10 protein-coding genes and 1 pseudogene are annotated in these 15,695 nt (G+C 37.4%); 4 read left to right on the top strand and 7 right to left on the bottom strand.

Going from position 1 to position 15,695, the window contains the following annotated elements:
• Nucleotides 1–471: 471 nt before the first annotated feature.
• The 4 genes and pseudogenes from QNH24_RS03020 to QNH24_RS03005 all read right to left on the bottom strand — a co-directional run bounded on the left by QNH24_RS03020 (nucleotide 472) and on the right by QNH24_RS03005 (nucleotide 2,546).
• The gene (locus tag QNH24_RS03020) at nucleotides 472–954 is read right to left on the bottom strand and encodes a CcdC family protein (protein WP_283870692.1); all 483 of its coding nucleotides are present in this window, start codon (nucleotides 952–954) and stop codon (nucleotides 472–474) included.
• A gap of 46 nt (nucleotides 955–1,000) precedes the next feature.
• Nucleotides 1,001–1,570: a TetR/AcrR family transcriptional regulator gene (locus QNH24_RS03015; protein ID WP_283870691.1), complete on the bottom strand. Its 570-nt coding sequence runs from the start codon at nucleotides 1,568–1,570 to the stop codon at nucleotides 1,001–1,003.
• Nucleotides 1,571–1,827: 257 nt separating this feature from the next.
• Nucleotides 1,828–2,022 carry a hypothetical protein gene (locus QNH24_RS03010; RefSeq protein WP_054770263.1) on the bottom strand — a complete coding sequence of 65 codons (195 nt, stop codon included), beginning with the start codon at nucleotides 2,020–2,022 and terminating at the stop codon, nucleotides 1,828–1,830.
• Nucleotides 2,023–2,161: 139 nt separating this feature from the next.
• Nucleotides 2,162–2,546 (bottom strand): annotated as a pseudogene (locus QNH24_RS03005) (winged helix-turn-helix transcriptional regulator).
• Nucleotides 2,547–2,711: 165 nt separating this feature from the next.
• Between QNH24_RS03005 and QNH24_RS03000 the strand changes: the two are divergent.
• Nucleotides 2,712–3,428 carry a 3-ketoacyl-ACP reductase gene (locus QNH24_RS03000; RefSeq protein ID WP_054770265.1) on the top strand — a complete coding sequence of 239 codons (717 nt, stop codon included), beginning with the start codon at nucleotides 2,712–2,714 and terminating at the stop codon, nucleotides 3,426–3,428.
• A 317-nt stretch (nucleotides 3,429–3,745) separates the two neighbouring features.
• Here QNH24_RS03000 and speB read toward each other — a convergent pair whose 3' ends face one another.
• On the bottom strand, nucleotides 3,746–4,618 hold the full coding sequence (gene speB, locus QNH24_RS02995) for an agmatinase (protein WP_283870690.1): 873 nt from the start codon (nucleotides 4,616–4,618) through the stop codon (nucleotides 3,746–3,748).
• A gap of 480 nt (nucleotides 4,619–5,098) precedes the next feature.
• On the opposite strand from speB, the gene QNH24_RS02990 reads away from it, so the two are divergent.
• Entirely contained in the window at nucleotides 5,099–7,153 is a 2,055-nt protein-coding gene (locus QNH24_RS02990) for a transglycosylase domain-containing protein (protein WP_283870689.1), read from the top strand.
• Nucleotides 7,154–7,507: 354 nt separating this feature from the next.
• On the opposite strand, the gene QNH24_RS02985 is transcribed toward QNH24_RS02990, so the two are convergent.
• Nucleotides 7,508–8,023 carry a YwhD family protein gene (locus QNH24_RS02985; protein ID WP_283870688.1) on the bottom strand — a complete coding sequence of 172 codons (516 nt, stop codon included), beginning with the start codon at nucleotides 8,021–8,023 and terminating at the stop codon, nucleotides 7,508–7,510.
• Between the two features lie 465 nt (nucleotides 8,024–8,488).
• Between QNH24_RS02985 and thmT the strand changes: the two genes are divergently transcribed.
• Both thmT and QNH24_RS02975 read left to right on the top strand, forming a co-directional pair.
• Nucleotides 8,489–8,674 carry a 2-hydroxymuconate tautomerase gene (gene thmT / locus QNH24_RS02980; protein ID WP_004231516.1) on the top strand — a complete coding sequence of 62 codons (186 nt, stop codon included), beginning with the start codon at nucleotides 8,489–8,491 and terminating at the stop codon, nucleotides 8,672–8,674.
• A 98-nt stretch (nucleotides 8,675–8,772) separates the two neighbouring features.
• Nucleotides 8,773–9,441: a class A sortase gene (locus QNH24_RS02975; RefSeq protein ID WP_283870687.1), complete on the top strand. Its 669-nt coding sequence runs from the start codon at nucleotides 8,773–8,775 to the stop codon at nucleotides 9,439–9,441.
• Between the two features lie 50 nt (nucleotides 9,442–9,491).
• Here QNH24_RS02975 and QNH24_RS02970 read toward each other — a convergent pair whose 3' ends face one another.
• The gene (locus tag QNH24_RS02970) at nucleotides 9,492–15,359 is read right to left on the bottom strand and encodes a collagen binding domain-containing protein (RefSeq protein ID WP_283870686.1); all 5,868 of its coding nucleotides are present in this window, start codon (nucleotides 15,357–15,359) and stop codon (nucleotides 9,492–9,494) included.
• Nucleotides 15,360–15,695: the final 336 nt, after the last annotated feature.

Here is a 15,695-nt window from a genome sequence, read left to right as displayed (position 1 = left end):
CCAATCAGATTCCCATTTCCACAAATTATTACAATTCAATTCATGCTGAAAAACATAAGGTAGTTCATCTTTATATGAGAACTAAAAAAACATCCACTCAAATTAATGAGTAGCCGCTTTTGATGTTATTCGTAATAAAAATCTAAGGTGGTGTCTTCCTCTTTTGTTAAGGCTGTTTTCTAAAATATTGTTGCTGTTAAAACATAAAAACAAAGTTAATCTACAAATGTGTAGAATCAACCCTGTTTTTATGTTTGGTATTTCGTAAATCGAATATTTAATTAAAGTACTCGTTATTTCAATAACTGCAATCTTATAACATCTTGTTCATCATTGAATTTTATTTTAATTTTATATTCATCTCTTTATATGTTTCATTATTGACAGTACCAACCATATCTCCAATATTCCCTGTAATTAACCCATCATTACCTTCAAACTTATGTTTTTAGGGTGTAGATATACGAAGTTCTACAAGCTGACTGTATTTTTAAGTTTAAGAACCTTTTTATATTTTATATAGCAAGCTATTCTCCAAGGAATTAAATAACAAATAACAAGTAAGAAAATTAGCATATTGAGTGTACCTGGTTCGATAGTCGAAATATGTTGTCGAAAATAATAACGTAAAGCAATCATAATGGCAAAAGTAATTATAAAAGCAGGACTTTTCTTCGCATAAATTAAACCATCATTTCGTATTTCATAATCTGACCATAAAATAAGAGGAATAGAAAAACCCACTCCTAAAAAAATTGCTATAGATAATTGAAGGTATGTGACGTGCCCAGAAGCGTTTAGAAAAAATGATAATCCAGGTGTTAAAAATAGAAGAGGAAGAATTATTCGCCCTCCTCTCCCTTTGGTTGGTTTGTACATAGAACGGATTCTACGAATTAAAATGAACAACCCAATAATTATAAACATAGATGTAGCTGGTATTACAGTTTGCATAAAAACCTCCCTGAAATATTATTGTATAAAAAATAATTTTTCATTTTCATTTATTCTCTCCATCGAACAATTTTTGTTTAACACCTTCATAAACATCTTTTAAAATACCCTCAATTTCCGAGCCATCTAAATCGCAAGTATTCGTCGCACACATAGTCGCAATACCATGCGTAGTTAACCATATATCTATAAATAGAGATCTAGCAGCGGTTTGAGTTAATCCCGTTAATTTAGAAATTAGCGCTACAATCCCTTGGTTTTCTACGTCATTTATTAACTCTGAAAAGCTTGAGATTTTATATTTATTGGATAGGAATAACAGCTCAAATAACTTTTTTTCGTCGCGAGCAAAGTTAATATAAGCTAACCCCATTCCTAAAAAAGAACTTTCTTGCAAACCCTGAGCCATTCTTTCATTATAAAGATTGCCAGCCCTTTCATATATTGCATACTTCAAATCGTCCATACTCGAGAATAATCGAAATATGGGCTTTGTCGAACAACCTAACTCTTTCGCTAAATCTCTTGCATTAACACTATCAATCCCACTCTTCCTAGCCATTTCAAAAGCACAATCCATTAAAATTTCCTCTGTAAACCGCTCTTTTGGTGCCAAAAAAATTTGCCCCCTCTTAATAGGTAACATCAGTTACCTATAATGTAACAATATTTTCCTTCCAATGTCAATAAGGTATTCAAAAATTTCCAAATAAATAAAAAAGCTCACTTTGTAAATGAGCCTTGTTTTCCCAAGAAAGTCCGTAAACTCCCAATAGCTATGGATGCCTAGAATGAAAAAGCAAGTGGGGCTAAAAGTAAGCTCACTACACTTCCCCACTTTTAGCCCCACATTGGTTCTATTAACATAATTCTTTATTCCAAATTTAGCAAATCAGAAATTATTTCTGCACTTCCTGTTGAAAACATAAATATTGAGAATGAAATACATAATAATCCTACAAATACAATACTAATTTTCTTTATTAACAAAGATTGCTTTTTCATAAATAGTCCTTTAAATACGAAAAACAGCCCTACAAATAAGATTAAGAAATACCAAACTCCCATAAGCTCACCCCTTTTACCAAAAGACGATAAAAGTTACGGAAAGTTCTACCATCTTAATCGGCTTGTGTATAGAAATAAAGCACCCATCTATCAGCTATAATAAAATTGTTTAAAAACAGCACTGATAATTTAAATTATCCTAAATGACCCCATTATTGCTTTCTTGTTTAATTTGATCAATTCTCTTTTTTCCCCATTCATACATCATCTCAACGATCGGTAATAACGTCATCCCTAAGTTCAGTCATGGAATATTCGACTTTTGGAGGAACTTCTGGAAACACTTCTCGATGAACAATCCCATCTTCCATCAGTTCACGTAATTGGTTTGTTAATATCTTATGAGATATTTTCGGAAAAAGTCTTTGAAGCTCGCTGAAGCGATGAGGTCCTTCTACACCTAAATGCCACAAAATAACAACTTTCCATTTCCCACTAATAATTGATAAGGTAAGTTCTTTTTCACAATGGTAATCGTTATTTACTATTCTTCCTTTTATCTCTTCTCTTAATTTATCTGACATAGAGCTAACTCCCTTTTCATATAAGTAACTTTTAGTAACCTCCGCACCAAAAAGTGCACTCTTCCCAATGTATAAAACCGTAGTAAAATGAGGATAGTCTTAAAGACAAATCTTAATCTATTTTTTCGTCTAAATAAAATTATCTCAACCGAAGGAGCGAAAAACATGCAAACAATCGCAGGAAAAGTGGCGTTAATTACAGGAGCTGGACGTGGAATCGGACGTGCAACAGCAGTAGCTTTTGCACAAGAAGGTATTCACGTAGGTCTTGTTGGACGTACTCTTGAAAATTTACAACAAGTAGCGGAGGAACTTAAACAGTATGATGTGAAGGTAGCAATCGCCGCGGCAAATGTAGCGGATTTAGACTCTATCACCGCAGCCGTTGAATCTATTCGCGAAGAGCTTGGCGCTATCGACATTTTAGTAAACAACGCCGGCATTTCAAAATTCGGTAACTTCATGGACTTAACGCCTGAAGAATGGACAAATATTATCGATGTTAACGTAAAAGGTGTGTACTACACAACACGCGCTGTCTTACCGGAAATGTTAGAGCGCAACACTGGCGACATCATTAATATCTCATCAACAGCTGGTCAAAAAGGTGCACCGATTACAAGCGCATACTCGGCTTCAAAAGCTGCGGTTATCGGACTAAGTGAATCATTAATGCTTGAAGTACGTAAGAAAAACATTCGCGTTACAACATTAACGCCAAGTACAGTTGCTACGGATATGGCGGTTGAGCTTAACTTAACAGACGGTAATCCCGAAAAAGTGATGCAAGCAGAAGATTTAGCAGATTTAATGGTTGCACAGCTAAAACTTCATCCACGCGTTGTATTAAAACATGCTGGACTTTGGTCGACGAACCCTTAATAGAACTTTACAAAATATCGAAATGCTGTCCAATGTATTAGGATAGCATCTTCCTTTTAGAATAATAAGTATCTATCAAATGAACTTGCAGAAGCTTGAAAAGAGCATTGACGAGCTTCCTCCCCCCTAAGATAGAACAAAGCGAAAAAGTGGGGCTAGCTCATTGCTAAACCCCACTCCAACCGCTTTATATCAACATATACAAAGCCCGTATTATTTTACCCAGCCCAGAATCATTTCTCTTAGCAATTTAGAAGCTGTGTTTGCGACTGACGTTTCACTTTCGTCGCAGAATGTATTATTTAGTGTTTCTGGTCTTATTTTACCCAGCCTAGAATCATTTCTCTTAGCAATTTAGAAGCTGTATTTGCTGTCATTTCTGATGGATCATATATAGGTGCAACTTCTACAAGGTCAAAGCCCACTACCTTTACACCACTTGCTGCAATTGCATGAATTGAGGCTAGTAATTCTTTTGAAGTAATCCCCCCGCAATCTACAGTGCCAGTGCCTGGTGCATGTGCTGGATCTAGAACATCAATATCAATCGTTACGTAAACATTACGACCTACTAAAGAAGGTAATACCTCTTTTAATGGCTCTAGTACTTCAAATTTTGAAATATGCATACCGTTTTCCTTTGCCCATTCAAACTCTTCCTTCATACCAGAACGAATTCCAAATGAATAGACATTTTTTGGACCTATATGCTCAGCAATTTTACGAATAGGCGTTGAGTGAGAAAGAGGCTCTCCTTCATATTCTACACGTAAATCTGTGTGTGCATCGAAATGGATAATAGCTAGGTCATCATATTTTGCAGAAACAGCCTTCATCACAGGCCAAGACACTAAATGCTCTCCCCCCATGCCAACCGGAATCTTACCGTCTGCTAATAGCTTTTCAATAAACTTTTCAATTTCATCTAATGAACGCTGCGCATTGCCGAATGGAAGCGGAATATCACCTGCATCAAAATATTTTACCTCATCTAACTCACGGTCTAAATATGGGCTGTATTCCTCTAAACCAATCGATACTTCGCGAATACGCTGTGGACCAAAACGTGACCCTGGACGATAACTTACAGTCCAATCCATTGGCATCCCATAAATGACTGCCTGTGCATCCTCATAGGTAGGATGACTTTTTATAAAAACATTTCCTGAATAAGCCTCATCAAATCTCATCTACTTACCCTCCACTTTTTTTAGATATTATCTCAATTTCATTCATTTCTATCTTCATTTAGAAAGGATCCCCTTTCACGGGTGCCTCACACCAACGGAATGAAGATATGCCTCTAGGATCAGCACCGTGTCAACCCTTGAACAGATCTAGACACCATTCAAAATCCAAAACATTGTTTATCTGCGTGACAGCTACAATTACGCCATGGAGAAATTGATTTGTCACTGCTCTAAAGGGCTTACAGGATTGTAATGAAACCTCTATCCCGCAATCCTCGTATACTTTATTGGAACGTCTAGCAAAATTCGATTAAAATCTACAAAGTGTACTTCTCTTGTCGAATGCTAGCATTTCAAACAGTACAAAAAAAGTATAGATGTTTTTGAATAAAGTGCAATAGTTTTTACCTAGAATTTCGATTAAAGATAAATGTTCAGACACATACTATAGCTAAGTGTGAGAAAACGAGGTGAAGTCGGATGAAGAGAAAAAGCTATCAACGTAAACAAAAACGTGCGAAGCGTACACGTAAAACATTGACCCTTTTTATCGCCTTTACATCTGCAATTGTAGTAGCATTCATAGCTCTACGCGTTTATGTACAAGTAGCTGGAGCTCCCCCTTTAACCGTACCAAAGGCCTCTATTTTCTTAGATGAAAATGAGAACCAAATTGGGGATCACTTTACGAATGAACGACGCTATTGGGTTAGTCTTGATGAAATGTCACCGTACTTAAAAACAGCAGTCGTTTCTGTTGAGGATAAAGATTTCTATAAGCATAGCGGTTTTGATTTTTCCCGAATCGCTGGTGCAGTGTTAATCGATCTTAAAGCTGGCAGTAAGGTTCAAGGAGCTAGTACAATTACACAACAATATGCTCGCAATCTATATCTTTCACATGAAAAGTCTTGGACGCGAAAATTAAACGAGGCACTGTATGCTTATAGATTAGAAGTTTTTTATGATAAGGATGAAATATTGGAGGGCTACTTAAATACTGTCTATTACGGACACGGAATGTACGGCGTAGAAGCAGCTAGTCGCTTTTATTTTGGTAAATCTGCAAGTGATTTAACATTAGCAGAGGCAGCAATGTTAACGGGAGTACCTAAAGGGCCAAGCATCTATTCTCCTATTGCTAATTTAGAAAAAGCAACAAATCGCCAGCATGTTATTTTAAAACTAATGGCAGATCAAGGCGCTATTACACAAGATGAAAAAACACGTGCAGAAAGTGAACAGCTTGTTTTAAAAAACGATAGCTGGGTAGCAACAAAATCTGTTGCACCATATTTTCTTGACGTAGCATGGCAAGAGGCTAGCGATATTCTGAAGTCCAAAAATCTTGATATTAGCGAAGGTGGCTGGACGATTCAAACAACTTTGGATCCTGGACACCAAAAGGCCGCAGAGGAAGCTGTAGCTAAGAATCTGCCAGCAAATGATCTGCAAGCCTCATTTGTCAGCATGGAATCCAAAACTGGAGCTGTTACGGCACTAGTTGGAGGTCGTGATTATGCAGCTAGCTCATTTAATAGGGTTACACAGGCAAAACGTCAGCCAGGTTCAACTATTAAGCCTATTTTATATGCAGCTGCCTTAGAGAATGGCTATAATCCATTAACATTTTTGGATGTAGGTGAAACAACCTTTACTTATGATAATGGACGAGGAACCTATTCTCCTAAAAATGTAAATGGTGAGTTTGCAACTCATGATATGTCGATGGCACAGGCTATCGCAATCTCTGATAATATCTATGCCGTAAAAACATTAGAGGAAATAGGATTTAAACCATTTCACGATATGGCTAAACGCTTCAACGTCAACATCGGTGCAAAGGACAATTTATCGATTGCACTCGGAACGGCGGAAACCACTTTATATGAAATGACAAATGCCTATAATATTCTGGCATCGCAGGGACAAAAAACATTACCAACTACTATTGTTTCAATTAAAAATGCTCATGGTGACGTCATCTATGAAAATAAAGAGGTAAATGCTAAGTCTGAAACAGTGCTCTCAAAAGAAAATACGTATATTTTAACAGAAATGATGACAGGTATATTCGATCCTGTCTTTAGCGACTACTCTCCTGCTACTGGAATAAGTATTCGCTCTCGTATGACACATACGTATGCTGCAAAATCAGGCTCTACAAATAGCGATCAATGGCTCATTGGATTTACACCTAGCTTAACTGCTGGTGTCTGGAATGGCTATGATCAAGGCAAAAACCTAACAACAAAAGAAGATACTGCTGCTACAAAGAAAATATGGATTGATTTTATGGAGAATGTTAATAAAGGCACAAAGAACGAAGATTTCGTAAAACCTAAAAATGTGAAAGGTGTAGTAGTCGATATTGAAACTGGTAAGCTTGCTACTGATGCCTGTCCTAAACAACGGCTCGTATATTTAGATGCAAAGGATGTACCTACCGAAAAATGCACAAATTTCGATATTCTCGATACTAATACATGGGGGGAATTCTGGAATATGCTCCCGTTCTCCATTTTTAAAAATTAGCGGATCATCGGGAACCTTCTATGTTCCTAGACGTTCTAATCAATGAAGGCTCTCGACAAAGTAATTTAGACATATACGAAAAAGAAAAGCTTTCTCTTCCCCGGAGACGTGTCCGTGGGAACAGAAAGCTTTTCTTATTTATGGTTCGCGAAATGGATGAGCATCATGGGGCATTTGGCTTGGGTTTGGGTTGTTCAAATGCCGCATAGCGCTCATCACTATTCGCGGAACCAAGTGTCCTAGCTTACTAAAATGTAAGCTCTGCATCAAGTTTACTTTGTTTCAAACCCACTTTCAACCTTATATCGAAAGCGATTGCAAAATGTCACAGATTGTTCAATCATTGTAGGTCTATTATGCAAATAAGTCTTGACGCAGTTGCTCCTCACTACGTGCCCAAAGGTCCGGATTAAGCACTTCTAAGAAGGAAGCTAACACTTTTTTGGAAGGTGCATCCATATGATTCACAATAATATGGCGCTTCATTGATTTATCCATTTTATTAACATGATCAGCTAATATTTTATAGCCACGGCGTTTTTCACGGTTAACCACCATTTCACATGCAGTTACACCTGCATAGTAAGGTCCGTCCTCTTTATGATCAATCGTTACCCATACTAGCCAATACGGTTTACCACCTTCGGAATCAGCACGATCTGTTGTAAATTTAATACCTCGCTCCACATCACTACGTGCATGCATAGCCCCGATTTCAACGGATGCTGTCCCCTCTTCTATGTCAAGAATAACTGGCGATACGTTTTCTAGCGAAAGCGAGCCAATGCCAAATCCTTTATGTCCATCTGTTGGATCATTTTTGATAATTGTAAAACCCATTTTTTGTTTTGCTTTTTCTTCATTTGCCATACTTTAATCCCCTCCATTCTGCTATTATAAAGTAAAGCATATTATGCGCATAATGTTTTAGTGAAAGCAACATTGGTGCAGCGCAAATGCCTAAATTTAAGTAAGAAGTTATAACTTTCTTATCAATTTTGCCTTGGCAAAATTGCGTCCGGATTTTGAATTGTGCCCTCACAATTCATTCCTTTCAAAATCCGTGACATCCGCCGGAGGCTTTGGGCCAACAGATGTTTTTTGTGCGAAAGCATAGTGCTAACGTAGCGGCAGCAACATGACGTTGGTCACTCAGTCGTTGCCACAGGACGTGGCGTTCTTAGACTGAGTTCCTCTATTTCAGTAGGCGTTTGGGCACTCGCGAAAAAGGGAAACCATGCCCGCATTCATCTTACCATCTTTCAGAGGTTGAAGTCTTCTACTGAATGGAGATAATCTAACTATACAACATTATTCTATAAAGGAGGCAATATTATGCCATACGTAACAGTGAAAATGCTAGAAGGTCGTACAGAGGAGCAAAAGCGCGCCCTAGTTAAAGAAGTAACTGAAGCTGTTTCTCGTACTGTAAATGCGCCAGCAGAAAACGTAACTGTTTTTATTGAAGAAATGTCTAAAAACCATTACGGCGTTGCAGGCGTTCGTTTCAGTGATAAATAAAAAATAGACTGGGTAGAGCAACCTAGCGCTCTAGCCAGTTTTTAAAACCTTAGCTAGAACAATACCTTCATCTTCAAGACAAGGATGTGATATATGAAATGAATAAACTGAAACTACCATTAATCATCTCTATACTCATCGTTGGCCTTTTACTTATTTTTATCAACCCCATTCAAAATGCAATTATTGCTCATTTAAGCCATCAATTAAATACTACCGAAATCAGTGCAGAAGAGATTGAAAAGAACAATCAGACTGATGCCGACTATATATTCGAGGACGTACAATCGCTATCCATAGCAGAGGTGTTAAAGGCTCAAACAAAGGCAAATAAAATGCCTGTAATCGGTAGTATTGCTGTACCAAGCGTTGATATGCAGCTTCCTATCGTCAAAGGAGTTGGAAATGCTGCCCTTGCTGTTGGAGCAGGTACCATGAAGCCAAATCAAAACCTTGGGCAAGGAAATTATGCCTTAGCAGGACATTATTTTGAGGAAAAGGATATTTTATTTAGCCCTCTATATAAAGCAAGCATAGGTGATTCAGTCTATATAACAGATTTAACCAACATTTATGAATATCAATTAACAACAAAGAAGGTTATTGCTGCGACAGATGTTTATGTAATTGATGATATTCCAGATAAAACCGTTTTAACACTTATTACATGCGCTGATAATGGAACAAAGCGCCTTGCTATTCAAGCCGATTTTATTCAGCAATATCCATATGATGAAGCACCTGAAAAGCTATCACAAGAATTTTAATAGGAGAAGCCCCCAAGACTATTTAATCTTGGGGGCTTCTTTTAAAGTCATTATTTGATTTCAGCTTTACGTCGACGTAGGAAGAATAATGCACCAAGTACAAGTGCTACACCAATCAGTGTAAGTGCCGTTTGATCTGCACCATCTGTCTGTGGTAGTTTACCTTGTGCTTTTAACTGATTTTCTAGTCGTTTTGCATCCGTTTTAATTTTGTCAATATCCAGAGATTCCGCAACATCTTTCTGTTCCTCTTTTGTTAACAAACTATATTTATTGAGGAAATCATTATACGCATCTAGCGTGTCTTTTGTTGCTTTAGTTGGATTATATGGCGGTAACTTTTTACCTTGATCAATGACATTTTGAACAGAAGGTTTAGATGCTTCTGTTTTTCCTGGAGTTGCTGAATTATTTGAATTTGTTGGTTCACCTGGTTTTCCTGGGTTTGTTGTTGGATCCGTTGGTTCACCCGGTTTGCCTGGATTTGTTGTTGGATCCGTTGGTTCACCCGGTTTGCCTGGATTTGTTGTTGGATCCGTTGGTTCACCCGGTTTGCCTGGGTTTGTTGTTGGATCTGTTGGTTCACCCGGTTTGCCTGGGTTTATTGTTGGATCTGTTGGTTTACCCGGTTTGCCTGGGTTTGTTGTTGGATCCGTTGGTTTACCTGGGTTTGTTGTTGGATCTGTTGGTTCACCTGGGTTCGGTTTTGGATCAACTGGCTTGCCTGGATCTGGATTTGGCGGTATCCAACCACCACCACCCGTATAAGATGGTTTTACCAATCCTGAGCATCCATCAGTTACCGTAATTGTACCTAATAACACATTGCCTTCATAAACATTGTAAATTCCCGGTTGAACTGTATAAGGGATTGTTCCTACACCTTGTTCATTCGTCTTACCAGAAGCAATTGTGTTATGATATAAATCTTTAATTGTGAATGCTACATTTGGACGACCATACCCATATAAATCTTGAACTGTTAATGTGAAAATTGGACACGCATTATTTGGAACTTGCACGATTGCTCCACAAATATTATCCGCATAGCTTACGGTAATATCACCCAATTTAATTCCAGCTTCATTAAATACGACGTAATTCTGTCCTTGCTGTAGCTTTGTCTTATCTTCAAATACAATTTTACCAGATGCATCAGTTTTACCAGATGTCACTACATCTCCAGCTTGATTTTTAATGACGATTAAAACATTTGCACCAACAGGCTTAAGGTTTTTATCATTAACTGTTAGTGTAAATACTGGACAAGCGTTTTTCTGAACTACACCTTTACAGCCGTCTGTATAAGTGACTTTTACTTTTCCAATTTCATCACCTTTTGCACCGCTATCTGTTTCCTCGTAGACTGTGTACATACCTGGTGATTGATTTTGTGGTAATTGAATTTCACCGTTAGCATCTGTATGACCAGTTGTCACAACATTGCCATTGCTATCTTCAACGATAACTTTCGTATTTCCTTTCAAGCTACCATCTGTATCTTTTACTGTAATTGTGAAAATATCACATGCACGAGGTTTCTCAGCAGTATCCTCACAGTTGCCTGAATACGTTACATCAAATTCATCAAGTACTTTCCCTGATGCTGTAATACTCACTTCATATTTGCCAGAAGGCGTTGTTGCTGTTTGGAATGTTACCTTACCGTTTTTGCCAACTATGGCTGTAAACGAATCTTTCGTAGCTGTGTTTGTAATTGTTACTTCTGTGCCCTCTGCTAAAGTACCATCCTCATCTTTCACTGTTAGCGTGAATACTGGACATGCTGGTAATGGTTGAATAGTTTCTTTACAGTCAGTATCAACTGTAAATTCTCCTATTTTTGTACCATTTTCATATACTTCATATTCACCTGGCTTAATGTTTTGAATAGTCACCTTACCATTAGCATCAGTTGCACTTGAAGGTTGTGGAACTATAGCATTTGGATTGTTTTTATCCTTAATTTCTACCGTGACACCTTGACGTGGTTTACCGTCCACATCATTGACAGTTAATGTAAATACCTCGCAGGTAGGTGCCTGTGTGATTGTAGCCTCACACTTACCATTTTGATAGCTTACCTCTACATTTCCTAAGAAAACAGTACCTTCATAAAGTTTATACGTTCCTGACGGTGTTGTAGATGGAATAGTAATTTTACCGTTGCCATCTGTTGTTGCAGTCGTAATAACTGTATTACTTGCATTTTTTAATGTTACTGTTACATTTGGACGTGGATTATTTTGTTCATCATTTACCGTAATTGTGAATATTGGACATGAATTTACAGGCTGGACTTCACCATGACACTCATTTTGGCCATATTTCACGATTACAGTTCCTAATAGGTTGTCATTTTCGTCCATTACATTATACTTACCTGCTTGCACGGCTTTGCCACCTGTACCTGGTCGCTTAATATCAGATACTTGCCCCGAAGCATTTGTTGTACCTGTATATTTAGTAGCACCATTGCTATCTACTAATTTGATATTTTTATTAGCAACAGCCTTTCCATCAATATCCTTCACTGTTAATGTGAATGCTGGACAGGCATTTGTTAAGCTAACATCCTCAATATTTTCAATAACATACGCTTTACCATCCACACCTGAAGTAATATCTATAGTCGCTCCCATTGTAATCGTGATGGGGGCAATTGAAACGTAGCCAGCCGGTGTAGTTTCTCTTAACGTATATTTACCGTAACGAACTTGTTCAAATGTCAATGTACCATCTGCACCTGTTGTTTTTTCTTCAAGCTTGACTGTGTTATTTTTATTCCATAATTCAAACTTAACGCCCGGAAACTCTTCACGTGTACCTGTTAAAGGATTTACTTTGAATTTTTTCAATTGCAATGTACCCTTAACACCTGATGCACTTGTATCTGATGAGCTATATTTAAATAATTTACTATCGCCACCTTGGTCACTTGTACCTGCAGCTGTTGCTCCAGCATAGCCAATAGAGGCATTATTAGAAATTGTTTCTCCCGCGTTACCATCCCCCATAAAGAATGTGGAATACGTAACAACATAGCCTTTACCATTTAATTCTCCTAAATCAAGACTAAAACTACCATCTGGCTTTAAAACAATTTCACTAGCATCAACAGTAATAGGAGTTCCTACATTTTGAGAAGTCCCATTTGTATTCATCTTAATCTCTTGCTTCTTAAACGTATTTGTTAATATCTTTTGGTTACTTGATGGTGTGTCTGTTAATGTAATATTTCCTAAGTTAGAATTAGAAGCATTTACTGTAACTGTCCAATCAATAATATCTTTCGCTGGATCAGTTTTTGCTACCTTTGAAATTAACTGATTTGCAAGATTACTAATTGTTGCTGTTGCATTATAATTATAGCTTCCATTATGTGGTGTATCTAATGTTGCAGCATTCGTATAATTTCGTGGATTGCTTGAGTTTTGACCATAAATATCGTCAGCATCTTTCGTTTTGTATTCAATTAAATACGCTTCGTTGTTGTCAGCAATTGGATCTAGGTTAACAAATGTAATTTCAAAGCCTGTAACCTTGCTATCTGTTAATGTTGCTGTAACATTCCATTTAGAAGGGTCTAAAACACCATCTTTTGTTCCCTCTTCTGTTGTTAATTTTAACTTAGAAATGGTAATTTGATCCTTTAGAGTTTGATCATCTGGGACTGGGATATAGTGGCCAGCACCTAACGTATCTTTCAAAGTAGCATTATTAATATCTTGTTTATTGATGTTAACCCCAATACGCCAAGAAAACTCTTGTGCATGATTATCTACCGTAACTTTTTTATAACCATTATTGTTTGTTGGAGAAGTTGAATCTGGTGTATAATTAGCAGTTCTATCTAAAGCCTGATTATTAGAACTTTTAGCTCCATCCCAGTTTGCATCAGCTGTATTAATATAGGCTGTTGCTACACCTCCATTTGGCTTAATATCATACTTTGTTTTATATCGAATAGTAACTGTGCGGTCTTTTGGAATGTCACTTGAAAATTCCACCTTAAAACCTTCATTACCTACTGCTGGAGCATTACCAGTTTTATCTGTAATCGTGTACGCTAAACCATTTGCACCAGTAACCTCAAAGAAATCAGTACCGCTCCAAGATGTCAATGTATGTTTTAACGTTTCTCCAGCTTTATTTGTTGTTGTAAAGTCATCTTCTATTACAAAGTCTTTTAAATCTTTCTCAGCATTGATGGTTAAAGTCCATATAATTGTTTTGTTTACATAGTCAATTGCCCCACGTGCTTTATTGAAAATGTTTGGTGTAAGGTCTATAGTAGCTGTGTCTGAACCACTATCTCCTCTTGTTACAGTATTTGTAATCGTACCTGTATTTGCATCTGTAACAAATTCATCTTCCAGCTCAGTATCATAGACAATTTTAAACGCCGATGTCACTTCACCAGCTGGACCTATAGTATTTGTTGAATGGTCAAAGTTAATTGTAAAATCATCATTATTTTGTGAATCAAAGCTATAGTCTTGACCTTCACTTAAAAGAGTAGAAGATTGTTCCGTTTGACCATCATTCGATAATGTTACACGGTACACTTTAAAACTACTGTAATTTATTTTATGCTTACCAGTAGTTGGCGATGAGCCTGTCAGTGTATCTGTTAATTTCGCTTTATCAGCAGGAATTTTTTGTCCTAGCCAGTTATACTTAATTGTCCATGTCGAATTATATTTATCGCCACTTCTTGCTTTATCTAAGCTAGGTCCATACTGTACATTTTGTGATCCATTGGCTGTTGTATTGGCAGGAATATTTGTCCCTGTCAAAGTAGCTACGTTTGTATATTGCATACTTGATGCAGTTGGATCTGCAGTTACAACAGTGTTATACGTTATTTTGTATGCATAGTAACCATCTGCTAATGCAATTGGAAATGCAGTTCCAGTGCTTATATCGTTTACGACACCTGGGTTATTCGGATCAAAGCCATTCAAGCCAATTTTATAGCGCTCAACTGTAATATCCCCTGTCAATTCATGCTTTGCATCTGGTACATCATTCAAACTTGCACTTTCAAGTTTTTGCCCACCTGTATTCACCCAAACAGTCCATGGAATCGTTACTTCTCCACTTGCGTTACGTGTAATAGAGCCAGCTTCTTTAGATAATAATTGGCCGTTACCTGCAGGTGCAAATTCAAAATCTAATTGAACATTTGCTCCTCCAAGCACTGGGATTATTAATGATTGTTCAAGTTCACTTTCGTCAGCGAAGTTACCGAATTTTGCCATAAACTCAAAATTCATACTTCCCACTTGCCCTTGTTCTAGCTCACTATCAAGTGTCACTGTTACTGTTTTTGTAGCACTGTTATAGCTTGAAGAATAGGCTAACCAATCACCAGTCTCTGTCAATGTTCTTGATTGATTAAAAGAACCCGGTGTGTACTCTTCAATCATATTTGCAGGCAATTGGAATGTAAATGTAGAGCCTATTCCATAATCGATTGTTGGATTTACAGGGAATGTGTAATTTAGATAAACCACATCACCCTTTTTTGGTTTTGCTCCGGAATAATTTGCTAAATCAGTAGCATTTGTAATTAGTGTGCCTCCTTGTGAAAAGAGCTTTAAACCACTAAATGACATCGTTACGTCAGCTTGCATATTTTCAGCAGGATACCCTACTGGAGCTCCTAATGGCATCATTAGCTGTGGCTTTTCTTCAGGCTTTGTTTTATCCTCAGGAGTTGTCACTTCAGCGGTATCTCCACTTGTTACATTTGGGTCATCTCCCTCGCCATCAGAACCAGTTCCAGCATCTTCGGTAGATTCAGTTGGAGGTGTCACAGGAGGCTCCCCCTCGTCTGCAAACACTGAAATTGGTGAAAGCACTGTTTGAAAGACTAGCAGCAATATAATTATTGCTAAATTTAATTTCTTCATGTTTCTCTCCTTTTCTAAGTTCAGAGAGATACCTGTTGGTGTTTGCTGACGACGTTGCATCCTTTCATTATGTCGGAAAGGAATGCCACAAACATTAGGCTGGTCTCTCTTTCCTTCATTTAACTTGTCGTCAAAGGTGAATACATCCTACACGTTAGTAATCATGCTGACTGATTGTAGTGTGTTGTACTGATACTTGTATCCATTTTACTAATACTGTGACGCCTTTTAAAATGGGCCTCACCCCCTTTAGGGTTTTAGTCTCATTATAAAAAGCACTACTGAACAAATTCTAAACAATTTCACATTTTTCATTAACAAAATTCCAAAAAAGTC

The organism is Lysinibacillus pakistanensis, assembly GCF_030123245.1.
GTDB lineage: Bacteria > Bacillota > Bacilli > Bacillales_A > Planococcaceae > Lysinibacillus > Lysinibacillus pakistanensis.
Note: the sequence above shows the minus strand (reverse complement) of the source record. Positions and strands in the feature narration are given on the sequence as shown.